Source organism: Hymenobacter edaphi, from assembly GCF_003258365.1.
In the GTDB taxonomy this organism is placed as follows: domain Bacteria; phylum Bacteroidota; class Bacteroidia; order Cytophagales; family Hymenobacteraceae; genus Solirubrum; species Solirubrum edaphi.
On the sequence record NZ_QHKM01000003.1, the window covers coordinates 459840 to 485251 of the forward strand.

Here is a 25412-nt window from a genome sequence, read left to right on the forward strand (position 1 = left end):
AGAAACGTAGCAGCGAAGCCCCGGAAAGGTAAGAGGAAATTCTGAATTAGTGCTATTCGGAAACGATACCGAAAACTAGAAGCGTTGCTGGCTGTGTCGGATGGTTTGGGCGGTTTTATGCTCATTTAACGGTTTTTATGGCGTTGAGACGGTTGAGAAATAATACCGGTATCGTTTCCGTAAACCAATAAATAAAAAGCGAAATCGGTCGTGATTATGCTATGCTTCTACCGTAGGTCATCGGTGGTTCCAGGTAAATGGACGGCTGCAAGGTAGGGGCCGGGCCCGACTAGCGCTGCAAAACAAAACCGCCGGGTCCGGGCCAGTGCAGTGCTGGTCCGGACCCGGCGGCTCAGGCCGGCGGGCGGTATACTCTAAAGAATCGACAGCGAGGATTTGGGCCGCATGCGGTACTCAAACATGGTGGCAATGTTCAGCGCCTTCACCTTGGCTTCTTCCGCCTTGGGCCCGGCGAAATTTTCCTGCACGGTCTGGTAAAACAGCTCCAGCCAGCGCTGGAAATGCGGTTTCTCAATCGGCAGCACCAGGTGCTTGGGGAAGGGCCGGCCCTTGTAGCGGGCAGTGCCCAGCAGGATGCTGCTCCAGAAATCGTACATGGTGGGCAGGTGGGCGGGCCAGTGCACGGCGGCTACGTCGTTGAACACGGGCCCGAGCAGCGCGTCCTGGTTGACCTTGTCGTAGAACCGGTCGACCAGGGCCTGAATGTCGGCTTCGGTGCTGATGTCGGGCAGGGTGGAGGCGGGAGTAGGCATGGAAAGCGGGGGAAATCAAATGGACGAACAGCGGCTCAGGCGCTTTGGTGCCGCTGCCCGTAGCGGTGCGACTCCCGGCGCCGGGCCATGCGCAGGCTCCAGCGGAAGGCCAGCACCCCGGCGGTGAGCAGCGTGGTAAATTTCGTGATTTCCAGCACGATGTAGGTTACGTGCTGGGAATTGGGCGGCTGCGGCTGACCAGCCAGCAGGGCTGCGGCGCGCACGTCGAGGGCGGGCAGCAGCCAGAGCGTCTGGGCCAGCAGCACGAGCACGGCCACCAGCAGCACCTGCCAGATGCGCGCCGGCACGCCCAGCAACCCGGCGCAGAGCAGGGCGGCCACGCTCAGGGCCAGCTCCACCTTGTTCAGGGCGTGGAACACGATGCGCCCGATGCCCACGCCCAGCGGCACGGTGATGCGCGGGGCGGTGAACTTCAACGGGGCTTCGAGAAAGGAAATGCCGGCCATCAGGCCCGCCCAGAGGAACAGGACCAGCACCAGCAGCAGGGAAAGGGTGGAAAAGCGCATAACGGCGGCGAAACTAACGGACCCGGCCGGGAGCAGCGCCGGCCGGGCCCCGGAACAACGGCCCAAAGGTGCGGCCGGGTTCGGGGCCCCGGCGCTGACGAGGATCAGCCCGGGCGGCTGACGTTCGTCAGCTTTTCGGCGCGGCCGGGCGGGGAACTTTGCCGGACTACCAGCATCTGCCCTGGCAGTCAACTCCTTCGCGTGAACACCACCGCCGCACCCATCCGTACCGCCACCGGCTGCGCCCACTGCGGCGACGACTGCCCCGACGAGCCCCTGCGGCTGCCGGCCCAGCCCGAGCTGGCGTTCTGCTGCGCGGGCTGCAAGGCCGTGTACGAGCTGCTCGACGCCAACAACCTCTGCCAGTACTACGCCCTCGGGGAGGAGCGCCCCGGCCAGAAAATCAAGCCCGTGGAGCTGCCCGGCCGCTTCGACTACCTCGACGCCGACTCGGTGCAGGCCCAGCTGCTGAGCTTCCGCTCCGCCGAGCTGGCCCGCCTCACCCTGCACCTGCCGCAGATGCACTGCGCCTCCTGCATCTACCTGCTGGAGCACCTTTACCAGCTCGACGCGGGCGTGACGGAGGCGCGGGTGAACTTTCTGCGCAAGGAAATCAGCCTGAGCTACCGGCCCGCCGATACCTCGCTCAAGGCCGTGGTGACGCTGCTGGCCAGCCTGGGCTACGAGCCGCAGATCAGCCTGGCCGAGCTGGGTGCTCAGCCCCACCACGGCAGCCGCCGCCTCTACTACCAGCTCGGGCTGGCGGGCTTCTGCTTCGGCAACGTGATGCTGCTGGCCTTCCCCGACTACCTCTCGTTCACCGACGAGCTGGCCCACGCGTTCGGCCGCTTTTTCGGCTACCTGAGTTTGGTGCTGGCCCTGCCGGTGCTGCTCTACGCCGCCCAGGGCTTTTACCGCTCGGCCTGGGCCGGCCTGCGCCAGCGCTACATCAACCTCGATTTTCCCATCTGCCTCGGCCTGACTTCGCTCTTTGCCGTGAGCAGCTACGAGGTGCTCACCCAGCACGGCCCCGGCTACTTCGACTCGTTTACCGGGCTGGTGTTTTTCATGCTCATCGGCCAGTGGGTGCAGCAGCGCAGCTACGACGCGCTGCGCTTCGACCGCGACTTCACCTCCTACTTCCCGGTGGCCGTGACGCTGCTGACCGCGGAAGGCGAAAAGTCGGTGTCGGTGAAGGAGCTGCGGGTGGGCCAGCGCATCCGGGTGCGCAACCAGGAAGTCATTCCGGCCGACGCCATGCTCATGCGCGGCCGCGGGCAGATCGACTACGCCTTCGTGACCGGGGAATCGGTGCCGGTGGCCAAGGTGGCGGGCGAGGTGGTGTACGCCGGCGGCCGGCAGGTGGGGGAGGCCGTGGAGCTGGAAGTGGTGCGCGAGGTGTCGCAAGGCTACCTCACCCAGCTCTGGAACAACCCCGCCTTCCGGAAAGCCGACCAGCCGACCCTGGAAACCTACGCCAACCGGGTGGGCCGCTACTTCGTGGCCGCCACCCTGCTGATTGCGGCCGGCGCCATCCTGTACTGGTACCCGCGGGATGAGCAGATGATGTGGCGGGCCTTTACGTCGGTGCTGGTCATTGCCTGTCCCTGCGCCCTGTCCCTGGCCACGCCCTTTGCCCTGGGCAGCGCCCTCACGGTGTTCGGCCGGCACCGCTTCTTCCTGAAAAACGCCGCCGTAGCCGAAACCCTGGGCCGCGCCACCACCATCGTGTTCGACAAAACCGGCACGCTTACCGACGTGCAGCGCTCGGCCGTGGAATACCGCGGCCCGGTGCTGAGCGCGCAGGAGCAGCAGGCCGTGGCGGCCGTAGCGGCCCAGAGCACGCACCCGCTCAGTCAGCGGCTGCTGCAGGAGCTGCCCGCCAGCGTGCTATCCGTCACTGATTTTGTGGAAGTGCCCGGCCAGGGTTTGCGCGGCGTGGTCGAGGGCATGATGGTGAAGGTCGGCTCGGCCGCTTTCGTGGGGGCGGGTGCAGTACCGACGGCTCCAGCCAATGCCGCCTCGCCAGCCCAGGGGTCAAACCTTGGGCAATCGATAGAGCAATCAGCTGGCGAACCGGAAATCAATGATCCTGCCGCCGATACCACCGACAATCTGCAGTCCCGGGTGTACGTGAGCCTCGCGGGCGACCTGCACGGCTGCTACCGGTTCCGCAACGTGTACCGCCGGGAGCTGGGCCCGGTGCTGGCCGACCTCGGCCGCCGCTACCGCCTGGCCGTACTCAGCGGCGACAACGACTCCGAGCAGGACCGCCTGCGCGAGCTGTTCGGGCCCGAGGCCGAGCTGCGCTTCCGCCAGACGCCCCAGCAGAAGCTCGACTACGTGGCCGCCCTCAAGGCCCGGGGCGAAACCGTGGTGATGGTGGGCGACGGGCTCAACGACGCGGGCGCCCTGCAGCAGGCCGACGCCGGCATTGCCCTCACCGACACGCTCACCAACTTCTCGCCCGCCTGCGACGCCATTCTCGACGCCGGCAGCTTCGGGCGGTTCGGCAGCTTCCTGCGCTTCACCCAGGATTGCCTGCAGGTGGTGCTGGCCACCTTCGTGCTGTCGTTCATCTACAACGGCCTGGGCCTGGGCCTCGCGGTGCAGGGCCGGTTCACGCCCATCGTGTCGGCCATTCTGATGCCCATCAGCTCCCTGAGCGTGATGGTATTTGCCACCTTGCTGGTGCGGCTGGCCGCCCGCCGCCGCCGGCTCTAACCTTCGCTGAATCATGGAAATCATCTTCGCCCTCATCACCATCTCGCTATGCGTGGCGGTACTTTTCCTGCTGGCCTTCGTGTGGGCCGTGCGCAGCAATCAGTACGACGACACCTACACGCCCGCCGTGCGGATGCTGTTCGACGACCCCCAGGAGGAAAAACCGGCACCGTAGCGGGCGTCGTTATCGATAGCCCAGGGTTTAAACTCTGGGCTAGTCAGGACCCGGTGTTACCCTTTTGCCGGGCTGGTCGTACGCAAGAGGCAGCGGGGCCAATGCCCGCGCCCGACCTTTATGCAACACCAGACCAAAACCACCACTCTGCAGGACGCCGCTCGCAATATCCTAGGCACTTTCATGCTCACGGCCGGCACCGGTCACCTCACCTTCGCCCGGCGCGAGTTCCAGGCCCAGGTACCCGATTTCGTGCCGCTCGACAAGGATACCACCGTGCTGCTCTCGGGCGTGGCCGAAATCGGGATGGGGCTCGCGCTGCTGCTCTGGAAGCGGGAGCGGGCCCTGCTGGGCCTGGGACTGGGCGCGTTCTACGTGGCGGTATTCCCTGGCAATGTGCACCAGTACACTCACCACATTGACGCCTTTGGCCTTGATACCGACGAGAAGCGCCTGGCGCGGCTGTTCTTCCAACCGGTGCTGGTGGCCTGGGCCCTGTGGAGCACCGGCGCGCTGAAGGCGCTGTGGCAGAGCCGCCAGCAGAAGAAACATTAGAACGTCATCCTGAGGCGTAGCCGAAGGACCTTCCTCGCATCCCGCACCAACTGATAAGCGCAGCCACCAACGCCCTTTCGTCCGGGCATGGTGGCTGCGCTTCTGCATTATCGAAAAAGCGTCGGCACTTCGTAGGCCGCGGCAGTGCGGGGTGGGAGGAAGGTCCTTCGCGTTGCTCAGGATGACGTTGTTTTCCGACGCTAGCTAACTGTTCCACCAGCCCGGCGCCTGACATCAATCAGCCCGTTGGCCTGACGTTCGTCATCTTTTGCCGCCGGCCCGATTCGGAGTTTTGTCCTACTTCAAAACAACCCGTTTCGCGCTATGGCTGTGCTGGCTCCAGCGAAACTGCCGGGGGAGGAAAAACCTCTTGCCAAGGCCGTTCTCGCATCATTTTACGACAACAAAATCGTCCGGGACTTCGGCGTTGCTACCGTGTTCTGGGGCATTGCCGGCATGCTTATCGGCGTCATTGCCGCGTTTCAGCTGGCCCGGCCCGAGCTGAACATGGGCATGCCCTATACCACCTTCGGCCGCATCCGCCCGCTGCACACCAACGCCGTCATCTTCGCCTTCGTCGGCAACGGCATCTTCACCGGGGTGTACTACTCGCTGCAGCGCCTGTGCAAGACGCGCATGTTCTCGGACGTGCTCAGCAAAATCCACTTCTGGGGCTGGCAGCTCATCATCGTGTCGGCCGTGGCCACCCTGCCGCTGGGCTTCACTACCTCCAAGGAGTACGCCGAGCTGGAGTGGCCCATCGACATTGCCATTACGCTCGTCTGGGTGGTGTTCGGCTGGAACATGTTCGGCACCATTGCCCGCCGCAAGGAAAAGCACCTGTACGTGGGCATCTGGTTTTACATTGCCACCTTCCTGACGGTGGCTGTGCTGCACATCGTCAACTCGATGGCCATTCCGGTGAGTTTCCTGAAAAGCTACTCGCTCTACGCCGGGGTGCAGGACGCGCTGGTGCAGTGGTGGTACGGCCACAACGCGGTGGCCTTCTTCCTGACCACGCCCTACCTGGGGCTGATGTACTACTTCCTGCCCAAGGCGGCGGAGCGCCCGGTGTACTCGTACCGGCTGAGCATCATTCACTTCTGGTCCCTGATTTTCATCTACATCTGGGCCGGCCCGCACCACCTGCTCTACACCGCCCTGCCCGACTGGGCCCAGAGCCTGGGCGTGGTTTTCTCCATCATGCTCATCGCGCCCAGCTGGGGCGGCATGATCAACGGCCTGCTCACCCTGCGCGGCGCCTGGGACAAGGTGCGGCAGGAGCCCATCCTGAAGTTTATGGTGGTGGCCATTACGGCCTACGGCATGGCCACTTTCGAGGGCCCGATGCTGAGCCTGAAGAACGTCAACGCCATTGCGCACTTCACCGACTGGATTGTGGCCCACGTGCACGTGGGGGCCCTGGGCTGGAACGGCTTTTTGACCTTCGCCGTGCTCTACTGGCTGTGGCCGCGCCTCTACCAGACCCCGATTCACTCGCGCAAGCTGCAGAACGTGCACTTCTGGCTGGGCACCCTGGGCATCCTGTTCTACGCCCTGCCCATGTACTGGGCCGGCTTTACGCAGGGCCTGATGTGGAAGCAGTTCAACGAGGAAGGCCTGCTGCAGTACGCCAACTTCCTGGAAACGGTGATGCAGATTGTGCCGATGTACTACCTGCGCGGCATCGGCGGGGTGCTCTACCTGAGCGGGGTGTTCCTGATGGTCTACAACCTCTGGCAGACCGCCAAAACCGGTACCCTGCTGGCCAACGAGAAATTCCACGCCCCCGTGGTTATCGACCACGCGCACAGCCACGCGGGCGGGCACTGGCACCGCTGGATTGAGCGCCGCCCCGTGCAGCTGAGCATCGGCGCCACCGTGGCCATCCTCATCGGTGGCGCGGTGGAAATGGTGCCGACCTTCATGATCAAGTCGAACGTGCCCACCATTGCCGCGGTGAAGCCCTATACCTCGCTGGAGCTGGAAGGCCGCGACCTGTACATCCGCGAGGGCTGCGTGAACTGCCACACCCAGATGGTGCGCCCCTTCCGCTCCGAAACCGAGCGCTACGGCGAGTACAGCAAAGCCGGCGAGTTTGTGTACGACCGGCCCTTCCTCTGGGGCTCCAAGCGCACCGGGCCCGATTTGCACCGCGTGGGCCAGAAATACCCGCACTCCTGGCACTACAACCACATGCTGGACCCCACCAGCATGTCGCCCGGCTCCATCATGCCGCCCTATCCCTGGCTGCTGGAAAACGACCTCGACTACGCCGACACGCCCGCCAAAATCAGCGCCCTGCGCAAGCTCGGCACGCCCTACCCCGCGGGCTTCGAGCAAGTGGCCGTGCAGGAAGCCCGGAAGCAGGCCGCCGGCATCGTGGCCGACCTCGCCAAAGAGGATATCCAGGTGAAATCGGACAAGGAAATCGTGGCCCTGATTGCCTACCTGCAGCGCCTCGGCACCGACATCAAAGTGAAGGACGAACAGGCCGCCGTGGCCGCCACTGAATAAAGCCGACAACGCACGGGGTAGCGCGGGCTTTAGCCCGCGTCCGGCAGATAGTAATCCTAATCGTTCGGGCTCTGGTCGTGCTGCGACAACCGCCCGGCCGGACGCGGGCTCAGGCCCGCGCTACAGCAATCAACGTCACCGACCATGTACAAGAACGTTCTGGAGGGCATTGCGGGCATCGAAATCTACCCGCTCATCTCCTTCGCCATTTTCTTTCTCTTCTTCCTGGCTCTGCTGGTGTACGTGTGCATCGTCAGCCGCCAGCACATCCAGGCCATGAAGCAGCTGCCGCTGCAGGGCGACGAGCCCGCCGCGCCGGCCCAAACGAAAGGAGGTGCGCTGTGCTAACGCGTAAGCTACCCCTCGGCGCGCTGCTGGCCCTGAGCGCCCTGCTGAGCACCGCCGCCCGGGCCCAGGACGCGGCCCCCGCCGCCCCGGCTGCCGACGCCGCTAAACCAGCCGCCGATACCGGCGCCGACCTCACGGCCATGCTCTGGCTGATGGGCGGGCTGACCGGCCTCATCATCTTCGTGCTGCTGATGCTCTTTGCGCTGCTCTGGCAGATGCGCCCGCTGCTGCGCCAGGTCTACGCCCTGCCCAGCATCCGCGAAGCGTGGTACGGCCGGGCCCTGGGCCTGTTTTTGGGCGACCCGGTGGGGCTGACCGGCAAGTACCAGGAGGACGTCATGGCCGGGCACGACTACGACGGCATTACCGAGTACGACAACGACCTGCCGCCCTGGTGGAAGTACGGCTTCTACCTCACCATCGTGTTTGGTGTCGTGTATTTCGTGCACTTCCACGTGACGCAGGACGGCCAGCTGAGCCAGGCCGAGTACCAGCACGAAATGGCCGAAGCGGCCCTGCTCTCGGCCCAGCTCGGCGCCAACGACGACCCCAACAAGCCCACCGACTACCAGCGCCTGACCGCCGCGGCCGACATCGATGCGGGCAAAACCATCTTCGCCCAGAACTGCGCCGCCTGCCACGGGCAGAGCGCCGAAGGCAAAGTCGGCCCGAACCTGACCGATGAATACTGGCTGCACGGCGGCGACGTGAACAAAGTGTACCACACCGTGAAGTACGGCGTGCAGGGCAAGGGCATGGTGGCCTGGAAGGGCAAGCTGTCTTCGAAACAGATGCTGCAGGTGGCCTCCTATATCCTCACCCTGCAGGGCTCGAAGCCGGCAGGCGCCAAGGCGCCGCAGGGCGAGAAGGAAGCCGTCGGCAAACCCGTGGCCAAGCTGTGAACTGGAAATGTTGAACGTCATGCTGAGCCCCGCCGAAGCATGACGAAATAAACAACAGCCCGCGGCGGCACCTCCTTCCCCTCGCCGTGCGCCCGAACGCTGCTCTCAGCACAGCCCACGTTCGGGCGAGCCGCCGGCCCACCTGCCGGCGGCGGGCTCTTGGGGCTTCCTGGATGGCCGCCGCGCCGCCCACCAGCACAGTGCAGCAGACAACTCCTAACATCCCCGACAGTCGGCGCCCTTTTTCGGAGAGCAAGCCTGGGGAATCCTCATGAACAGCGTCGCCAACCAACCCGCCACCGCCGAGTCCTTCCGCGACTCCATTGCCACGATAGACAGCCGGGGCAAGCGCGTGTGGCTGTACCCCAAGCAGCCCAAGGGCCCGCTGTATGACGCCCGCAAGTGGGTGAGCTACGCCCTGCTGACGCTGCTCTTTGCCGGTCCCTGGCTGCGTGTCAATGAGCTGCCGGTGCTGATGCTCAACGTGGTAGAGCGGAAGTTTATCATCTTTGGGCAGATCTTCTGGCCCCAGGATTTCTTTATTCTGCTGCTGGGGACGCTGGCCTTCGTGCTGTTCGTTATCCTCTTCACGGTGGTCTACGGCCGGATTTTCTGCGGCTGGGTGTGCCCGCAGACCATCTTCCTGGAAATGGTGTTCCGCCGCGTCGAGTACCTGTTCGAAGGCGACGCCCCGCAGCAGAAAGCCCTCGACAAAGCCGACTGGACCTGGAACAAAATCGGCCGCAAGACGGGCAAGCACGCGGTGTTCGTGCTCATCTCGTTTCTGATTGCCAATACCTTCCTGGCCTACATCATCGGCTCCGACGCGCTGACGCGCATCGTGACGGACCCGCCCCGGCAGCACCTGGGCGGCCTCACGGCCATGGTGCTCTTCACGGGCGTGTTCTACGCCGTGTTTGCCCGCTTCCGCGAGCAGGTGTGCACCATTGCCTGCCCCTACGGCCGCCTGCAGGGCGTGATGATGGATAAGGACACCGTGGTGGTGGCCTACGACTACCAGCGGGGCGAGCCGCGCGCAAAGCAGCGCAAAAACCAGCTGCGCACCGCCGGCGACTGTATCGACTGCAAGCAGTGCGTGCAGGTGTGCCCCACCGGCATCGACATCCGCAACGGCACCCAGCTGGAGTGCGTGAACTGCACCGCCTGCATCGACGCCTGCAACAACATCATGGCCCTGATCGAGAAGCCGCCCGGCCTGATTCGCTACGACTCGGAAACGCACATTGCCGAGGGCACCCGGTTCCGCGTCACCGGTCGCATAAAGGCTTACTCGGGCGTGCTGCTGGTGCTGGTGGCGGCCATGGTGGCCTTGCTCGTGACGCGGGCCAACGTGGAGGCCACGGTGCTGCGCACGCCCGGGCAACTGTACCAGAAAACCGCCCGCGGCACCGTCACCAACCTCTACAACGTGTCCGTCATCAACAAAACCAACCGGGCCATGCCCCTGGAGCTGCGGGTGCTGGAGCCGGCCGGCGGCACGGTGCAGCTGGTGGGCCAGTCGGGCCTGCGGCTTCCCGCCCAGGGCATGGTGGAGGGCGTATTCTTCGCCGAGCTGCCGCGCACGACTCTGCTCCGCACCAGCAACAAGATTCGCGTGGGCGTGTACAGCGGCGGCCGGCTGATAACGGAAGCCAATACCAAGTTTCTGGCCCCGCCGCAGTAGGAGAGGAGCCGCTGGGCAAGCGCCGAACAGCATACAAGAACGTCATCCTGAGCAAAGCGAAGGACCTTCCTCGAACCCTGCACCAACCGATAAGCGCAGCCACCGGCGCCTTTACCAGAACGTCAGTCGCCAGGACTTAACCGCTGGTACAGGGCTCGAGGAAGGTCCTTCGCTAAGGCTCAGGATGACGTTTTTAATAGCGCGCACAGATAACATTTCCCATGACTACCCTCGCCGTGAATACCCCCGCCCAACCCCGCCGCAGCCTGTGGCCTTACGCCATCATTGCGGCCTTCGTGCTCTTTGCCGGCTTTATCGGCTACATGGTGCGCCAGGCCATGCGCAGCAGCGTCGACCTCGTCAGCAAGGACTACTACGAGCAGGAGCTGCGCCACCAGCAGCGCATAAACGCCGTGGCCCGCACCGCCGCCCTGGCCGAGCAGGTGACGGTGCGCTACCAGCCCGCCGCCCGCACCCTGGTGCTGCAGCTGCCCGCCGCCCTGGCCCGGCAGGGTGCCACCGGCCAGGTGCACTTCTTCCGCCCCGCCGATCAGACCCTGGACTTCACCGTGCCCCTGCAACCCGATGCCGCCGGCCGCCAGCAGCTGAGCACGGCCCGGTTGCGGCCCGGCTACTGGCGCGTGCGCCTCGATTTCGAGGCCGGCGGGCAGCCGTATTTCGTGGAGCAGAGCATCGTGGTCGGCAACTGATTTTCGTCATGGCATCCGGCGGCGGTGCCGACGAACTTGCCCTTCGTCAGCGCCGCCGCGGCGTTTCAGTCGGTATCAATAGCCTGCCCAACTCACCATTTCACCACCTGACCACTTCACCAATGCTCTGGGCCGGGTTTCTGTTCGGACTGCTGGGTAGCTTCCACTGCGTGGGCATGTGCGGGGCCATTGCGCTGGCCTTGCCGGACGCGGGGCCGCGCCGCTGGTCGTTTGTGGTGGGCCGCGCGCTCTACAACCTGGGCCGCGTGACGACTTACACCGCCCTCGGCGCCGGCGCCGGACTGCTGGGCCAGTCGTTGCGGCTGGCCGGGGTGCAGCAGGGCCTGTCGGTGGCCTCGGGCGTGCTGATTCTGCTGCTGGTGGCCGTGCCCGAGCGCCACACCGGCCGCGCCGCCGCCGGGCTGGGCCTCGACCGGCTGCTGGCCCGGCTGAAGCAGGCGCTGGCGTATTGGTTTCAGCAGTCTTCCTTCCGGGCGCTGTACCTGAGCGGGGTGCTGAACGGCCTGCTGCCCTGTGGGCTGGTGTACCTGGCATTGGCGGGGGCGTTGAGTGCGCCGGGCGGTCTGGGTGGCGCCGCGGCGTACATGGCCCTGTTCGGCCTGGGAACCCTGCCGCTGATGCTGGCCCTCTCACTCACGGGGCAGCTGGTGCCGCTGCACTGGCGCGCCCGGCTGCGGCAGGCCGTGCCGGTGGCGGCCACGGTGCTGGCGGTGCTCTTCATCGTGCGCGGCCTGGGCCTGGGCATTCCCTACTTGAGCCCGCAGCTCAGCAAGGCTGCCCCGGCCAATACCGGCCGCCACCGCCCCGCCGCCATTACCATGTGCCACTGACGTTTCCGCGCCGGCCGCGTGGCGGGCGCTGTTGTTGCTTGCATCTCTCACTCCTAACCACATACCCTCGTCAGGCTCCCCCTCTCCCCTTGGAGAGGGGGCCGGGGGGTGAGGCTCCCCATGAAGACCATCCTCGTTCCCCTCGACCTGACGGCCGCCGCCGAGCCCACCGTGGTCTACGCCAACAAGCTGGCCGTGCGCCTTGGGGCCGAAGTCGTGCTGCTGTACTGCCACCACGGCGCCCTCAGCGAAGCCGACTCGGCCGCCTACCAGCAGCGCCTGCTGGTGCTGGCCGAGCGCCTGCGCTACGTGCAGCTCGTGCGCCAGGACGGCCGCCGCATCCGCTACCGCGTGGCCGTGCGCGCCGGCTGCCTGCACGACCACGTGCAGAACGTCATCGACGCATACGGGGCCGAACTGCTGGTGATGGGCCTGGAGCACGTCGACTGCGGGGAGGCGGCCATCGGCGGCAACCACGCGGCCCGCATGGCCGGGCTGGCCCGCTGCCCGGTGCTGGTGGTGCCGCCCGGCGCCCGCGCCCTGCCGCAGCGCGCCGTCTTCCTGGCTGATTTCGGCCACCTCGACGCCGCCACCCTGGCCCCGCTCGTTCCGCTGCTGCAGGAGCTGAAGCCCCAGCTGCAGCTGGTGCACTTCTACCAGCAGCTCGATCTGCCCGCGCTTATTCGCGTCAAGCGCGGGATGCAGCTGATGCAGCGCGCGCTGCCGGCTATTCCGCTGCGCAGCCGCCTGGTGCTCGACGACGACCCGCTGGAAGGCATCGGCGAGTTCTGCGAGGCCACGCACGCGCAGCTGCTCCTCCTCGCGCCCACCGACGCGGTGCTGCTCGACCGATTTTTCGACGTGTGCTACACCAAGACGCAGGCCTACCACACCCGCATTCCGCTGCTGGTGCTGCCCCGCGCCCGGCACCCCCAACCCACGGAGGACGTATGCTGTGAGCACTGCGCCCAGCAGCTATCGGCCGCACCCACCCAAGCGGTGATGTAGGAAGCAGAACAATGTAGAGGCGCAACCGTGCGTCTCGTCATTCGCGCCGCATGGGCATCGTCCCGCGCATGAATCGTTCAACGACGAGACGCAAGAGTATGCGTCTCTACATCGGCCAGGCGTGCCAGATCAGTTGAGCCCGTCACTCCAAGCCTTCGGCTGAGCCCCGAGCCCGCCGCCAGAGCTGATCAACCTGCCAAACACCCTCACGAGCACTCACGGGATACTTTCGCATCTGCCGAAAGCCATCGTGAGTACTCACGAGGCATTGCGCCGGATACCGGATGCCTGTCCCGGCTGCTCGCGAAGCCTGTTGGCAAGTGCCGAAGCCCTTCATGAGTAAGCGCGAGCCATTGCAACAATTAATATAAATGCCCCATGAGTACTCGTGAGGAACTTCAGCACAATAGCAAAGGCCTTCGCGAGTACTCACGAAGGCCTTTGCTATTGTCTGACGGCTGGCGCGCTGAGCAGTAGAGGGCTCCGGTACCCATAGGCCGCTCCGCAAAAAAGGCCGTCCTGCTTGACCTGACGTCCGCGCAGCCGAAGCGGTAGAGGTGCTTCGGCTGCGCGGACGTCAGATCAAGCAGGACGTTCTAACCCTTCCAACCGGGTGCCGTTTACCAGTGCGCCCGGCGCAGCTTCTCGGGCTGCAAGACGCGGATATCCTTGCCGGCCAGCTCGATCAGGCCATCCTGCTTGAACTCGCTCAGGGTGCGAATCAGCGACTCGGGGGCGGTGCCGACGAGGGCGGCCATGTCGTCGCGGGAGAGCTGGAAGGCCGAGGCGTCGGCGGCGTGCTGCTCGTGCAGGCGCAGCAGCGCATCGGCCACGCGGCGGCGGATGGAGTTGTAGGCCATGCCCACCAGCTGCTGTTCCCGCTCGCTCACCCGGCCCGCCAGCAGGCGGATAAACTGCTGGCTGACCTCGGGGTTGCGCAGCACCAGCTGGGTGAAGTCGTCCTTCGGAATGTAGACCAGCTCCGCGTCGTCGACGGCCACGGCCGAGTCGCCGTGCCGGGTATGCTCCAGCAGGGCCATGTAGCCGAAAAACTCGCCCGGGCCGTAGAGGCCCGTTATCAGCTCCTTGCCGGCGGCGGTGGTCTTGATGGTTTTCACCCGGCCCGCCTGCACGAAGTAGAGGCGGGTGGGCTCGTCGCCTTCGCGGTAGATGTTCTGCTTTTTAGCCACTGGGTGCAGCTTGCGGTCCACCGTGAGGCCTTCCAGGTTGCCCACGACGCGGGCGTCGGCCAAGAACTCCTGCAGGCCGCCGCGCTGCAGGTCGTAGTCGGCGCGCAGCTGGCGGAAGCGGTTCAGGCGCCCGCTGATGGCGCTCAGCAGCTCGCTTTCCTCGAAGGGCTTGGTCAGGTAGTCGTCGGCGCCCAGCTCCATGCCCCGGCGCATGTCCACGCGCTCGGTTTTGGCGGTGAGGAAGATGAACGGAATGCCCGCCAGGTCGGCGTCCTGGCTGAAAATCTGCAGCACGCCGTAGCCGTCGAGCACCGGCATCATGATGTCGCAGATGACCAGGTCGGGGCGGATGCTGCGGGCCTGCTCCACGCCCACTTTGCCGTTTTCGGCGGTGAGCACGCGGTAGCCGGCCAGCTCCAGAATTTCGGCCGTCGACTCGCGGATCAGCTCGTTGTCCTCAATCAGCAGGATGGTTTTCATAGGGAATGGTGACGGTGACGGTGGTGCCGCGGTTCAGTTCGCTGTGCAGGCTGATGCGCCCGCCCATCAGCTCCAGGTAGCGCCCCACGATGTAGAGCCCCAGCCCGGTGCCGGGAATATTGGTGACGTTGCGGGCGCGGAAAAACCGCTCGAACAGGTGCTCCTGGTCTTCCTTGGAAATGCCCACGCCCTGGTCCTGCACCGTCAGCGTGAGCTGGCCCGCGGCGCAGGCGGCGCGCAGCGTCACCTCAGAACCTTCGGCCGAGTACTTGATGGCGTTGCTGAGCAGGTTGACGAGAATCTTGCGCAGCAGCGAGGGGTCGAGCACCACCGGGGCGGGGCAGCCCACGTGCTGGCTGATGCGCTGCCCGGCTTTGAGCAGGCCCTGCACGTCGGCCACCACCTCGCTGAGCAGCTCGGGCAGGGCCAGCTCCACCGGCCGGGCCTGCACCTTGCCTTCCTCGATGCGGCCGACGGAGAGGAACTCCTCCAGGATGTCGTTCAGGTGCTTTACCGAGCTGCGGATGCGCTGCAGGTGCTTCACGCGCTTGTCCTGCTGCTCGCTCTCGGGGTACTTCTCGATGAGCGTGGCCGAGTTCATCACGGCCGTGAGCGGGGTACGGAACTCGTGCGAGGCCATGCTCACGAAGCGCGACTTCAGCTCACCCAGCTCCTGCTCGGCGGCCAGGGCCTTGGCCAGCTCCTCGGTGCGCTGCTCCAGCTGCGCCAGGGTGCTGAGCAGGGCGTGGGTGCGGTCGGCCACCTTCTGCTCCAGCTCGGCGTTGAGCTTCTCCACGCGCTGGCGCTGGGCAATCAGCTCCCGCTCGGCTTCCTTCTTGTAGGTGATGTCGAGGATGTAGGACACCACGTACAGCTCCTCGTCGAGGTGGAAGTAGCTCAGGCTGACTTCCACCGGAAACACCGAGCCGTCCTGGCGCTGACCCAGCAGGTCGCCGCGGTGGGCGCCCATGGCCCGCACCGAGGGCGCGGCGTTGAACGACTCGCGCAGCTGCTCGTGGTGGCGGCCCACCGCCCGCGGCACCAGCACCTCGATGCGCTGGCCCAGCAGCTCGGCCGGCCGATAGCCGAACAGCTGCTCGGAAAGGTGGTTGGCCGACACGATCTGCCCGTGCCGGTCGCACATGATGATGCCGATGGTGGCATTGGCCACCACCGCCTCGAAACGGCTCACGCTCTGGGCCAGCTCCCGCTCGGCCAGCAGCAGGCGGTCGGGCCCGCTCAGGCGCACCAGGTACAGGGTGCGGCCCTCATGCTCGAAGGGCGTCAGCTCAATGCGGGCGTGGGTGGCGTCGCCGCTGGCGCGGGTCACGTCGGCTTCCACCAGGGCGTGGCCGCTCTGCCGGGCCGAGTGCAGGGCGGCTTCCCAGCTGTGGCCGGCCGCGGGCTGCAGGGGCAGGGCGTCGTCGGCCACCTGGGCCTGCAGGAAAGCGGCCTCGGAGGGGTAGCCCAGCAGCTGCGCGCCCATGGGATTGACGCGGATAAAGCGGTGGGCGGCCTCGTCGTACACGCCGATGAATTCCTGGGCCTGCGTGAACAGCAGCGAAGCGAGGGCGTGGGCGTAAGTGGAAGGCATGAGTAGAGGGGCGCCGGGGCGGGGTGAAGCGGGCCCGACGGCCAAATTTGGGCATAATCGGGCGAGGATGATAGATGTTAAGCCCCGAAGCTGACGAATATCATGGAATGCGGCGGCGCCAGGAGGCAATTTTACCCGGCAATTCAACTGAACTCCGTATGAGCGCCTTGTCCTCCACTTCCTTGCGGCCCGCCGACGCCGCCGCCGTGCTGCTGGTGCTGCTGCCGGTGAGCCGCCCCGACGGAGCCGGGCCGCCCTTTTCATCCGCGGCCCTGGAGCGGCTGCAGCGCCGCCTGGGCCCGGCCATCCGGGTGCTGCGCATCGACGAGGCCAGCCACCCCACGGTGGTGCGCAGCTTCCACGCCCAGCAGCTGCCGGCCTGCGTGCTGGTGCGCCAGGGCGTGGAGCTGTGGCGCCAGCCCGGCCTGCCCGACGACGAAGCCGGGGCCACCGAGCTGCTGGGCCGCCTGGCCGCCCCGACCGGCGTGAGCTAGGTAGCGCGACTAAGAATCCGCAGTCTAAAAGGCTATTGGAGCTTACATTGAACGGTCACGCTGAGCCGAGTTGAAGCAGCTCTACCGCTCCCTTTGGGGGCAGGCCCTAAACTTTCCTCTCGATTACCCAGGGTTTAAACCCTGGGCTAGTGAGCAGGTTAACGAAGCAGTAGAGATGCTTCGACAAGCTCAGCATGACGCTCTGGGTTTCCCCGGTACCCTGATAGAATCAGCTTGAAACCACCAGGCCTCACTCGGCCAGCGCGGCCTGCTGCTGGCGGTATTCGGAGGGGCTCAGGCCCGTGAGCTTGCGGAAGGTTTTGTTGAAGTGCGAGAGGTTGTTGAAGCCGCTGGCGAAGCTGACCTCGGTGATGGGCCGGTCTTCCAGCAGCAGCAGGCAGGCGTGGTTGACGCGGTATTCCTGCACGAAGTCGGTCAGCGTGAGGCCGGTCATGCGCTTGAAGTAGCGGCAAAAGGCAGGTACCGTCAGGTGCGTCAGTTCGGCTAGCGTGGCCACCTCCACCGGCTGCCGAAAGTGCTCCTGCAGGTAGCCGTACACCCGGCTCAGCCGCTCCGACTCCTGGCGCGGGGCGTGGCCGCGGCCCGCATCGGCGTTCAGGCTGGTGGCGTCGGGCGTGGCGGCCAGCGTGTGCAGCACCTGCAGCAAGGTGAGCAGCCGCTCAAAGGGCGGCTGGGTGAGCATCTGCGCCAGCTGCGGGCCCACCTGCCGGCGCACCGCCACCCCGAAGGTGAGCCCCTGCCGGGCGCGGGCAAACAGCTGCTGCACCGCGCGCAACTCGGGGCGCTGCAGGAAGTCGGGCCCCAGAAAATCGGGCCGCAGCTGCACCACAATCTGCTCGAAGTCGGTCTGGCGGCCGTAGCTGAAGCTCAGGTGCGGCAGATCAGGACCGATGAACACCAGCTCGCCGCCCGCGTAGCGCGAGAGGTGCCGCCCGATGTGGCGCCGCCCCCGGCCGCGCGGCAAGTACACCAGCTCGTACTCGGGGTGGTAGTGCCAGCGCACGTCGATGGCGGCCGGGTCGGTATGGTGCAGCAGGGTGAAGGAGCTGTCGGACGACGGCTGGATGGGCTCGAACTGCAGTTTCATGGGCGGGGCTGACGCTGGGTTGGCTGCTTATACGCAATAGAACGGCTGTTGGGGTTAATACCGCACCAGTATCGGCTAATGCGGTGGTAGTGGGCCGCCGGGGGCGCCGGTACCTTTGCGCTGACCAATCGTTGCCGCGCAAGGCCTCGCGCCGTCGTGGCAACCCGGGTCCGGGCTTCAGAGCCCGCCCGGCTATCCGTTCACGAAACCCCACTGCATGATTACGTCCATCGAAGCCCTGGGCCTGGTGGCCGCCACGCTGTCGGCCATCATGTTCCTGCCGCAAGTCCTCAAAACCTGGCGCAGCCGCTCGGCCACCGGCCTGGCCGCGGGCACGCTCATTACGTCCACCACCTGCGTGACCTTGTGGCTGGTGTACGGCGCCTGCGTGCAGGACGTGCCGCTCATCATCGGCAACGCCGTCAACCTGGCCTGCACGCTCACGCTCGTCGTCTTTAAGATTCGGTTTGCCGCGCCCGGGCCCGCCGCGCCGGTTCGCGGGCAGGTGATGTCGCGCCGGACGCTGGTAGCCGTGCGCACGGCCCCGCTGGGGGCACCCTTCTGGTACGAGGCCTAAGCCCGCGGCCGCTTCGCGCCCTCTCGTTATTCATCCGACACCAACCCGACACCACTATGCCACACGACCTGCCCAATCCGCTGGAAAACCTGCCGCTCAAGGCGCTGATTTTCGACATGGACGGCACCCTAATTCACAACATGGCCTTCCACCGCCGCGCCTGGGTTGATTTTCTGGGCCGGCACGGCATCCGGCTGACCGAGGAAGAATTCGAGCACCACAACCACGGCACGGGCGCGGAAATCATCCGCCGCCTGTTCGGGGCCGAGCTGCCCGCCGCCGACGTGCAGCGCCTGGTGCAGGAGAAGGAAGCGCTGTACCGCCAGCAATACGGTCCGCACCTGCGCGCCCTGCCCGGCCTGCGCGAGTTCCTGACGGTGGCCCGCGCCCGGGGCCTGCGCCTGGCCCTGGCCACTGCCGGCGACGCGCCCAACATCGATTTCGTGCTCGACGGCCTGCGGCTGCGCCCCTACTTCGACGCCATCATCGGGGCCGAGCAGGTGCAGCGCGGCAAGCCCGACCCGGAAGTGTTTCTGCTGGCCGCCACCGCGCTGGGCGTGGCCCCGCAGGAGTGCCTGGTGTTCGAGGATTCCATGACCGGTATCGAAGCCGCCCGCCGCGCCCGCATGGCCGCCGTGGGCCTGGCCACTACGCACCCGGCCGAAGAGCTGCAAGGACTGGGCCTGGCGCAGATTGCCGCCGATTACACCCACCTGCACCTGCCCGAGCGCCGCGCCGAGGTGCTGCGTTGGCTGCAGCCGCAGTAGCTGCTCCAGCCGCAAACCCGAACGTCATTCTGAGCGAAGCGAATAACCGCACGTGCTTCCTTGAACGAGCTAACAGACCGTCATGCTGAGCCCCGCGAAGCATCTCTACCGCTTCGTTGAGTTGTTCGGTAGAGATGCTTCGCGGGGCTCAGCATGACGGTTTTCGCCTGGACGTCAGCACGCGAGATGTCTCGACAAGCTCGACATGACGTTCTTTTTACTTCCCCTTTAGCCGCTGGGCCGCGTCAGGGCTGGGTCACGGTGATATTCTTGAACGTGGCCGTGCTGTTGTCGACGAAGATGCCCCAGCTGGTGCCGGGGGCGCGGTAGATGCGCGAGGTCAGGGCCGCCACGTGGTTGAGGTACACCACCACCACCGAGTTTTCGAACACGATGGTCAGGTCGTACTCCACGCCGGGGCTGAGGGCGAAGGGCACGTCGTTGGTGGCCACGGTGGTGCTGCTGAGCTGGCTGCGCCGGGTGCGGTCGAAGCTAAAGCGCTGCTGGCCGGGCACGAAGCGCAGGCTGTACACGTCGTCGTACCCGTCGCAGGCGCCGAGCAGGAAGCCGAAGTCCTTGGCCGCGCTGCTGTACGACACGGTGCAGTGCAGCTTGTAGCGCGCGGGGCCGATGGGCGCGTAGAGCACGTTGGCCACGTCCTTATCGGCCGGGCTGCTGAGCCGGTACGACTCGGTGCCGGCCTGCACGTTGGTGACGTTGCCCCACTGGCTGTCCTTGCTCAGCGGCACCGCGCTGGTTTCGGCCCGGGTCTGGAGCGTGTGCGGAATGGTTACGGCCAGATCCTGGTTGGGCAGCTGGTAGAGCTTGTGCGTCACCAGGTTGCCGCCCCAGAGCCAGGCGCCGGTGTCGGTGTTGCCGGCCAGGCGGTTGGTCCAGCCGAAGATGTACCGGTCGCCGTATTGGTCGAGCACGGTCTTGGCCGCGTACAGGCCCTGGCCCTCGAAGCGGCTGGGGCCGCTGGGGGCGCTCCACGGGCCGGTCAGGGAGGTGCTTTTGCGGTAGTAGAGGTTTTTAGAGTTGATGTCGGAGAAAAGCAGGTAGTAGGTCGAGCCCTGCCTGAACAGCTCCGGCGTCTCCAGCATAAAGAAGTTATCGGGCCCGCCGTCGTAGAGCACGCCCTGGTAGGTCCAGTTGAGCAGGTTCGGGGAGGTGTACCGGGCAACGACGCCGCGCCACACGCCGCTGACGTTTTTGCGTGCCGCCACAATCATATGGTAGGTGCCGGTGGCCGAATCGAAGTACACGAACGGGTCCCGGAAGTTGTCGTTGTCGTCGAAGCCCTGCCCGGCCGGGGCGTAGATGGTGGCGAAGCTGGTGTTCTTGGTAAAGCTCTGATTCAGTGCCGGAGCCGTGGCCAGCATGATGCCCTCCTTGCGCGTCACGCAGCCGGAGGGGTAGTTGGGGTTGTGGCCGGTGTAGAAGGCGTAATAGGTGCTGCCCTTCTGCACGATGTGGCCAGTGCCGAGGGCAAAATCCTGCTTGCAGCCGTCGGCGCTGCAGGCCAGCTGCTGCCCGCCCGAGAGGTCGGCGAAGGCGGCGAAGTCGTCGGTCTGCAGGCCGTACCAGGGGTGGCGCTGGTTGGTCGCGTCGTTCCACACGTCCTTGAGGTAGAAGATTTTGAATTTGCCGGTCGGGGCCGTGGCGTCGTAGTAGGGCATCACGTCGCCCACCGGGGCCAGGCCGTTGCCCAGCGGGTAGAAGCGGTAGTCGGGGCTTTCGGGGCGGGGCGTGCAGGTCAGCGCGTTGCTGCCGCTGGTGGTGCCGGGGCGCGCGGTGGTTAGCACGGCTTCTTTCTGGCAGCTGCCCAGGCACAGGGCCGCCGCTACGCCGCCGAGGAGCGGCAGCACGGAGTACAAACGGTTCATAGGAAGTGGGTTGGGAATGGCAAAGCCCCACCGCCGCGCTTCCGGCTCGGGAAGCGGAAATCAGCAGCCGTGGGGCTTTGGGAGTAAGCAGGGGAAGGGCCAGCCGGATGGGGAGACGCCTACTTGCGTCTCGTCGTCCGCGCCATGTGGGCGTCGTCTGAATGTCAGTCGTTCAACGACGAGACGCAAGGTTGTGTCTCTACATCGTCGGCTACGATGGCGCGCTAGTTCGCGTCGGGGGCCAGCTTGGCGTAGTCGAACTCGCTGATGACGAGGCCGGCCGAGGAGCGGAGCTTGAGCGTGGTGTAGGGCTCCGAGGGGAAAAACAGCTCGGTCATGGTGGTCAGCCCGCCGTCGGCAAACAGCTCCACGGAGGTGGCGTCGAAGAGCAGGGTGAGGTCGGCGCCGGCGGTGGTGGCGCGGCGCGGGGCGGGGTGGCGGCCGGCGAATTTGGCGCTGAAGCCGCTGGGGCCGGCTTTCGTGCGGTCTACGAAGTACTGATTGGCCTTTTTGTCGTAGCCGATGAGCAGCTCCTCGCCGCGCTTGTTGCCGAGCACCAGGCTGAAATCGGTGAGCTGGGCGGTGCTCAGCTCCAGGCGCATCTTGTCGCTGAGGGGCTGGGGCAGGCGCGTGGTCAGGTCCAGCTCGGTTTTCACCGGCAGGCCGGTGAGGTGCACGGCGCCGGGCTGCATCAGCTGGGCCACTTCCTGCGCCGGCCGCGAGGTCAGGTATACTTCCTTGCCGACGCGCTGCAGCGCCAGCTCGCGGGGCACCGTCATGGCATTGCGCCAGGGCGAGGTGGGCACCTGGTTGGCGTACTCCCAGTTGCTCATCCAGCCCAGGAAGAGGCGGCGGCCGTTAGGGGCGTTGTTCCAGGTCACGCCGGCGTAGTTGTCGGTGCCGTAGTCCACCCATTTGGTGGGCGGCGCGGCCTGGTCGGGCGTGAATTTCTTGCCGTCGAACTGCCCGAGGAAGTACTGCGTGGCCGAGCCGCCGTTGGGCCCGCCGGGGTTGATGCTCACCAGCAGCACCCACTTGGTTTTGCCGTCCACGGTCAGCGGAAACAGGTCGGGGCACTCCCACACGCCGCCGTGGGCGCCCAGCTTGGCCCCGAACTCGCTTTCCTTGGTCCACTGCTTCAGGTTCGGCGAAGAAAAGAACGTGATGCGGTCCTTGGTGGCCAGGGTCATGATCCACTTCTTGGCCGCGGCGTTCCAGCTCACCTTCGGGTCGCGGAAGTCCTGGATGCCGGGGTTGGGCAGCACCGGGTTGCCGGCGTACTTGGTCCAGGTCTGGCCGCCGTCGAGGCTGTAGGCCAGGCTCTGGTACTGGTGCTTGTTGGTTTTTTTCTTTTCCTCCGGGTCGTTGTGGTGGGTGAAGATGGCCACCAGGGCGTTTTTGCCGAAGCCGGCGGTGTTGTCCTTGTCCACCACCGCCGAGCCGGAGAAAATCCAGCCCAGCTTATCCGGGTACAGCGCAATGGGCTGCTCCTGCCAGTGCACGAGGTCCTGGCTGGTGGCGTGGCCCCAGTGCATCGGGCCCCACACCATGGCGTCGGGGTAGTGCTGGAAAAACAGGTGGTAGGTGCCATTCACGTACACCATGCCGTTGGGGTCGTTCATCCACATCCTGGCCGGCGAGAAGTGGTAGCTCGGCCGGTACTGCGGCGTGGCGGGCGGAATGGGCGCGGCCGGGGTCTGGGCCTGGCTGGTAGCGGCGGCCGTCAGCAGAGAAAGGGCCAGCAGAAGTCGTTTCATGGGGTGGGAAAGAATCGAAGGAAACAGGAGCGGAAGAGGCCGTCATGTCGAGCGAAGTCGAGACATCTCGCCTGCTGATGCCGGATAGTAATCTTTGTTCAACGAGGAAATTACTACACGAGCGAGATGTCTCGACTTCGCTCGACATGACGTACCAGAAGGGTTACGAAATAGCCTGCTCGGCCAGCAGCGCGTGCACCTGCGCCTCGCTGAAAGCGGGCGTGGCGCCGTAGTGCGTGGCCACCAGCGCCCCGGTGGCGCAGGCAAAGTGCAGACACTCGCCCGGCTCCTGCCCGGCCAGCCAGCCCTTCAGCAGCGCGGCCAGAAACGAGTCGCCGCTGCCGATGGTGTCCTTCACCTCCACGCGCACGCCGGGGGCGCGGTAGAGGTGGCCCCGGGTCCAGAGCAGGGCCCCGTCGGCGCCGCAGGTGACGCACACGGCCTGCAGATCGAAGCGCGTGGCCAGCCACTGCATGGCGGCGGGGCGGTCGGCCGCGGCGCCGGATTCCTGCCCGAACCAGCCCATGATTTCGGCCAGCTCGTGGTGGTTCATCTTCACCAGATCGGCCTTCTGCAGCAGGTACTTCACCACTTCCTTGGTGTAGTGTGGCGGGCGCATGTTCACGTCGAACACGTTGAAGCGCGCGTGTTCGATGAGCCGGTACAGCGTTTCGCGGGTGGCGGCGCTGCGGGCCGACAAGCTGCCGAACACGAACATATCGGCCTGCTCCACCAGCGCGTCGAGCCGGGCCTCGTGCTGAATGTAGTCCCAGGCCACGGGCTGCACGATTTTGTAGGTCACTTCCTGGGCGTCGTCCACGTTGGCCTTCACCACGCCGGTGAGGTGGGTGCGGCCGAGCTGCACGTAGTCGGTGCTCAGCCCTTTCGAGGCCACAAAATCGAGCAGCTCGGTGCCCAAATCGTCGTCGCCGACGCGGCTGATGAGCTGGGTGGGCACGCCGAGCTGGTGCAGGTGCACGGCCACGTTGAAGGGCGCGCCGCCGGGCTGCTTGCCCGAGGGCAGCACGTCCCAGAGAATTTCGCCGAAGCAGACAACTGACATATGGTGAGATAGTGAAATGGTGAATGGGTGAGTTTGGGAAAGCGGCGTCGGCACAGGTTCAATGTTAAGCTGAACATCAAAACTCACCAGTTCACCACCTCATCATCTCACCTCTAATGAAGGACCAGCGTCTTTTCCAGCTGTTCCAGCGAGGTGCCCTTGGTTTCGGGCATCAGGCGCCACACGAAGAGCAGCTGCAGCACCATCATGGCGCAGAAAAAGGCGAAGGTATTGCCGCCGCCGAGCCGCTCGGCCAGAGGCGGGAAGGCAAAGGCAATAACGGCGGCCATCACCCAGTGCGTGCTGGAGCCCAAAGCCTGGCCTTTGGCGCGCACCACGTTGGGGAAGATTTCGGAAATGAACACCCAGATGACGGCGCCCTGCGAGAAGGCGAAGAACGCAATGTAGACGAACAACAGCCCCGGCACCAGCATGCCGCCGAAGGCCGTGAAGTTTTCGGAGTAAAACGCCCAGGCCACCAGGGCTAGCGTGGCAATGAGTCCGAACGAGCCGATGAGCATGAGCTTGCGGCGGCCAAACTGGTCGATAACCTGGCGGGCCAGCAGGGTGAAGACGAAGTTGACCAGCCCCAGCCCGGCCGAGGAGAGCAGGGCCGAGCTTTTGCCCAGGCCGGTCATTTCGAAGATGCGCGGGGCGTAGTAAATGATGGCGTTGATGCCCGATACCTGGTTGAACAGGGCGAAGAGCACCGCCAGCATTACCGGCGTGCGATACTGCGCGGCCAGCAAGGAGGCGCCGCCGGCCGCGGCGTCGGCGGCGTTGGTGGTCAGGATGTCGGTGGTGAGCTGGTCGGCGGTGCGGGCATCCACCCGGCGCAGCACGGCGCGGCCTTCCTCCACCCGGCCCTGCCCGATCAGCCAGCGCGGGCTTTCGGGCACGCGGAACAGCAAGAGGAAAAACGCCAGCGCCGGCGCGGCCTGCACGCCCAGCATCCAGCGCCAGTCGTTTTCGCCGAGGCCGGTGAGCAGGTAGTTCGAGAGGTAGGCGGCCAGGATGCCGAACACGATGTTGAACTGGAACATGGCCACCATCTGCCCGCGCTTGGCGGCCGGGGCCACTTCCGAAATGTAGAGCGGGGCCGTCACCGACGAGGCGCCCACGCCCAGCCCGCCCAGGAAGCGGAACAGCATGAAGGCGTACCAGTTCGAGGTCAGCGCCGCGCCCAGGGCCGACACGAGGTAGAGCACCGCAATCCAGACCAGCGTCTGGCGCCGCCCCAGCCGGTCCGACGGGATGCCGCCGAAAATGGCCCCGAACACCGTGCCGATCAGCGCCACGGCAATGGTGAAGCCGTGCTCCACCGAGCTAAGCCCCCAGAGCTGCTGAATGGCCTTTTCGGCCCCGGAAATGACGGCCGTATCGAAGCCGAACAGGAAGCCCCCGAGCGCCACGACCAGGGACCAGAAAAATACGTTGCTGTTGTTCACGGCGGAAAGGGTTGTAGAAGCGCCCGCGGGGAAAAGCAGCGGCTTCCGGATGGGTGGTTATGGGTTATATACGAGGGCGTTATCGAAAAGAAAATGGCCGTGCCAGGCGCGCCGGGGCATCCATGTGCCGCCGCCGTCAAGCCCGTTCACTCATCAGGCTCCCTATCCCCAGGAGCGGCGGCGGATGCTGGCTCGCGCCATTCCCACAACCCGGCGCCCCCGACACGGCTTTTCCTTCGGACGGTGAGATGGTGAGGTGGTGAACTGGTGAGTT

The 25412-nt window shown here is 65.7% G+C and carries 22 protein-coding genes; 13 read left to right on the top strand and 9 right to left on the bottom strand.

What is annotated here, in order from left to right; all coding sequences use genetic code 11:
- Positions 1–374 precede the first annotated feature (374 nt).
- Both DLM85_RS12390 and DLM85_RS12395 read right to left on the bottom strand, forming a co-directional pair.
- The gene (locus DLM85_RS12390) at positions 375–773 is read right to left on the bottom strand and encodes a group III truncated hemoglobin (RefSeq protein WP_111478415.1); all 399 of its coding nucleotides are present in this window, start codon (positions 771–773) and stop codon (positions 375–377) included.
- Between the two features lie 35 nt (positions 774–808).
- Positions 809–1300: a hypothetical protein gene (locus DLM85_RS12395; protein WP_207891018.1), complete on the bottom strand. Its 492-nt coding sequence runs from the start codon at positions 1298–1300 to the stop codon at positions 809–811.
- A 201-nt stretch (positions 1301–1501) separates the two neighbouring features.
- On the opposite strand from DLM85_RS12395, the gene DLM85_RS12400 reads away from it, so the two are divergent.
- The 10 genes from DLM85_RS12400 to DLM85_RS12445 all read left to right on the top strand — a co-directional run bounded on the left by DLM85_RS12400 (position 1502) and on the right by DLM85_RS12445 (position 12774).
- Complete coding sequence (locus DLM85_RS12400; RefSeq protein ID WP_111478416.1) at positions 1502–4024, top strand: heavy metal translocating P-type ATPase; 2523 nt, start codon at positions 1502–1504, stop codon at positions 4022–4024.
- A 13-nt stretch (positions 4025–4037) separates the two neighbouring features.
- Positions 4038–4199 (top strand): cbb3-type cytochrome oxidase assembly protein CcoS, encoded by a 162-nt coding sequence (gene ccoS, locus DLM85_RS12405; RefSeq protein WP_111478417.1) that lies wholly within the window; start codon positions 4038–4040, stop codon positions 4197–4199.
- 120 nt (positions 4200–4319) lie between these two features.
- Positions 4320–4754: a DoxX family protein gene (locus DLM85_RS12410; protein WP_111478418.1), complete on the top strand. Its 435-nt coding sequence runs from the start codon at positions 4320–4322 to the stop codon at positions 4752–4754.
- A gap of 324 nt (positions 4755–5078) precedes the next feature.
- The gene (ccoN, locus tag DLM85_RS12415; RefSeq protein ID WP_111478419.1) at positions 5079–7271 is read left to right on the top strand and encodes a cytochrome-c oxidase, cbb3-type subunit I; all 2193 of its coding nucleotides are present in this window, start codon (positions 5079–5081) and stop codon (positions 7269–7271) included.
- A gap of 144 nt (positions 7272–7415) precedes the next feature.
- On the top strand, positions 7416–7619 hold the full coding sequence (locus tag DLM85_RS12420) for a hypothetical protein (RefSeq protein WP_111478420.1): 204 nt from the start codon (positions 7416–7418) through the stop codon (positions 7617–7619).
- Positions 7613–8521, top strand: a complete 909-nt coding sequence (locus tag DLM85_RS12425) for a cbb3-type cytochrome c oxidase N-terminal domain-containing protein (RefSeq protein WP_111478421.1) — start codon at positions 7613–7615, stop codon at positions 8519–8521. The genes DLM85_RS12420 and DLM85_RS12425 overlap by 7 nt, the downstream gene beginning before the upstream one ends.
- Positions 8522–8792: 271 nt before the next feature.
- Positions 8793–10205: a cytochrome c oxidase accessory protein CcoG gene (gene ccoG, locus DLM85_RS12430; protein WP_111478422.1), complete on the top strand. Its 1413-nt coding sequence runs from the start codon at positions 8793–8795 to the stop codon at positions 10203–10205.
- Positions 10206–10426: 221 nt separating this feature from the next.
- Positions 10427–10915, top strand: a complete 489-nt coding sequence (locus tag DLM85_RS12435; protein ID WP_111478423.1) for a FixH family protein — start codon at positions 10427–10429, stop codon at positions 10913–10915.
- A gap of 122 nt (positions 10916–11037) precedes the next feature.
- Positions 11038–11766, top strand: coding sequence for a sulfite exporter TauE/SafE family protein (locus DLM85_RS12440; RefSeq protein WP_111478424.1), 729 nt, complete (start codon positions 11038–11040; stop codon positions 11764–11766).
- A 120-nt stretch (positions 11767–11886) separates the two neighbouring features.
- Positions 11887–12774, top strand: coding sequence for a universal stress protein (locus DLM85_RS12445; RefSeq protein ID WP_111478425.1), 888 nt, complete (start codon positions 11887–11889; stop codon positions 12772–12774).
- 620 nt (positions 12775–13394) lie between these two features.
- Here DLM85_RS12445 and DLM85_RS12450 read toward each other — a convergent pair.
- On the bottom strand, positions 13395–14444 hold the full coding sequence (locus DLM85_RS12450) for a response regulator (RefSeq protein ID WP_111478426.1): 1050 nt from the start codon (positions 14442–14444) through the stop codon (positions 13395–13397).
- Complete coding sequence (locus DLM85_RS12455) at positions 14422–16038, bottom strand: sensor histidine kinase (RefSeq protein ID WP_111478427.1); 1617 nt, start codon at positions 16036–16038, stop codon at positions 14422–14424. The genes DLM85_RS12450 and DLM85_RS12455 overlap by 23 nt, the downstream gene beginning before the upstream one ends.
- A 158-nt stretch (positions 16039–16196) precedes the next feature.
- Here DLM85_RS12455 and DLM85_RS12460 point away from each other — a divergent pair, with 158 nt between their 5' ends.
- Positions 16197–16532, top strand: coding sequence for a thioredoxin (locus DLM85_RS12460; RefSeq protein WP_133257033.1), 336 nt, complete (start codon positions 16197–16199; stop codon positions 16530–16532).
- A 250-nt stretch (positions 16533–16782) separates the two neighbouring features.
- On the opposite strand, the gene DLM85_RS12465 is transcribed toward DLM85_RS12460, so the two are convergent.
- Complete coding sequence (locus DLM85_RS12465; RefSeq protein WP_111478429.1) at positions 16783–17640, bottom strand: AraC family transcriptional regulator; 858 nt, start codon at positions 17638–17640, stop codon at positions 16783–16785.
- A 217-nt stretch (positions 17641–17857) separates the two neighbouring features.
- Here DLM85_RS12465 and DLM85_RS12470 point away from each other — a divergent pair, with 217 nt between their 5' ends.
- Both DLM85_RS12470 and DLM85_RS12475 read left to right on the top strand, forming a co-directional pair.
- Entirely contained in the window at positions 17858–18217 is a 360-nt protein-coding gene (locus tag DLM85_RS12470; RefSeq protein WP_111478430.1) for a SemiSWEET family sugar transporter, read from the top strand.
- A gap of 56 nt (positions 18218–18273) precedes the next feature.
- Positions 18274–18984, top strand: coding sequence for an HAD family hydrolase (locus DLM85_RS12475; protein ID WP_111478431.1), 711 nt, complete (start codon positions 18274–18276; stop codon positions 18982–18984).
- Between the two features lie 245 nt (positions 18985–19229).
- On the opposite strand, the gene DLM85_RS12480 is transcribed toward DLM85_RS12475, so the two are convergent.
- From DLM85_RS12480 to DLM85_RS12495, 4 genes are all read right to left on the bottom strand, one after another.
- Positions 19230–20870 (bottom strand): glycoside hydrolase family 32 protein, encoded by a 1641-nt coding sequence (locus DLM85_RS12480; protein ID WP_111478432.1) that lies wholly within the window; start codon positions 20868–20870, stop codon positions 19230–19232.
- 224 nt (positions 20871–21094) lie between these two features.
- Positions 21095–22627 (bottom strand): glycoside hydrolase family 32 protein, encoded by a 1533-nt coding sequence (locus tag DLM85_RS12485; RefSeq protein WP_111478433.1) that lies wholly within the window; start codon positions 22625–22627, stop codon positions 21095–21097.
- Positions 22628–22790: 163 nt separating this feature from the next.
- A complete protein-coding gene (locus DLM85_RS12490; RefSeq protein ID WP_165822123.1) occupies positions 22791–23690 on the bottom strand; it encodes a carbohydrate kinase family protein in 900 nt (299 codons plus the stop codon).
- A 113-nt stretch (positions 23691–23803) separates the two neighbouring features.
- Positions 23804–25138 (bottom strand): sugar porter family MFS transporter, encoded by a 1335-nt coding sequence (locus DLM85_RS12495; RefSeq protein ID WP_111478434.1) that lies wholly within the window; start codon positions 25136–25138, stop codon positions 23804–23806.
- Positions 25139–25412: the final 274 nt, after the last annotated feature.

Excerpts from the sequence above, each read along its gene's own strand:
- DLM85_RS12390 (WP_111478415.1), bottom strand. The coding sequence starts at position 773 with ATGCCTACTCCCGCCTCCACCCTGCCCGACATCAGCACCGAAGCCGAC.
- DLM85_RS12395 (WP_207891018.1), bottom strand. The coding sequence starts at position 1,300 with ATGCGCTTTTCCACCCTTTCCCTGCTGCTGGTGCTGGTCCTGTTCCTC.
- ccoS (WP_111478417.1), top strand. The coding sequence starts at position 4,038 with ATGGAAATCATCTTCGCCCTCATCACCATCTCGCTATGCGTGGCGGTA.
- DLM85_RS12410 (WP_111478418.1), top strand. The coding sequence starts at position 4,320 with ATGCAACACCAGACCAAAACCACCACTCTGCAGGACGCCGCTCGCAAT.
- ccoN (WP_111478419.1), top strand. The coding sequence starts at position 5,079 with ATGGCTGTGCTGGCTCCAGCGAAACTGCCGGGGGAGGAAAAACCTCTT.
- DLM85_RS12420 (WP_111478420.1), top strand. The coding sequence starts at position 7,416 with ATGTACAAGAACGTTCTGGAGGGCATTGCGGGCATCGAAATCTACCCG.
- ccoG (WP_111478422.1), top strand. The coding sequence starts at position 8,793 with ATGAACAGCGTCGCCAACCAACCCGCCACCGCCGAGTCCTTCCGCGAC.
- DLM85_RS12435 (WP_111478423.1), top strand. The coding sequence starts at position 10,427 with ATGACTACCCTCGCCGTGAATACCCCCGCCCAACCCCGCCGCAGCCTG.
- DLM85_RS12440 (WP_111478424.1), top strand. The coding sequence starts at position 11,038 with ATGCTCTGGGCCGGGTTTCTGTTCGGACTGCTGGGTAGCTTCCACTGC.
- DLM85_RS12445 (WP_111478425.1), top strand. The coding sequence starts at position 11,887 with ATGAAGACCATCCTCGTTCCCCTCGACCTGACGGCCGCCGCCGAGCCC.
- DLM85_RS12450 (WP_111478426.1), bottom strand. The coding sequence starts at position 14,444 with ATGAAAACCATCCTGCTGATTGAGGACAACGAGCTGATCCGCGAGTCG.
- DLM85_RS12455 (WP_111478427.1), bottom strand. The coding sequence starts at position 16,038 with ATGCCTTCCACTTACGCCCACGCCCTCGCTTCGCTGCTGTTCACGCAG.
- DLM85_RS12460 (WP_133257033.1), top strand. The coding sequence starts at position 16,197 with ATGAGCGCCTTGTCCTCCACTTCCTTGCGGCCCGCCGACGCCGCCGCC.
- DLM85_RS12465 (WP_111478429.1), bottom strand. The coding sequence starts at position 17,640 with ATGAAACTGCAGTTCGAGCCCATCCAGCCGTCGTCCGACAGCTCCTTC.
- DLM85_RS12470 (WP_111478430.1), top strand. The coding sequence starts at position 17,858 with ATGATTACGTCCATCGAAGCCCTGGGCCTGGTGGCCGCCACGCTGTCG.
- DLM85_RS12475 (WP_111478431.1), top strand. The coding sequence starts at position 18,274 with ATGCCACACGACCTGCCCAATCCGCTGGAAAACCTGCCGCTCAAGGCG.
- DLM85_RS12480 (WP_111478432.1), bottom strand. The coding sequence starts at position 20,870 with ATGAACCGTTTGTACTCCGTGCTGCCGCTCCTCGGCGGCGTAGCGGCG.
- DLM85_RS12485 (WP_111478433.1), bottom strand. The coding sequence starts at position 22,627 with ATGAAACGACTTCTGCTGGCCCTTTCTCTGCTGACGGCCGCCGCTACC.
- DLM85_RS12490 (WP_165822123.1), bottom strand. The coding sequence starts at position 23,690 with ATGTCAGTTGTCTGCTTCGGCGAAATTCTCTGGGACGTGCTGCCCTCG.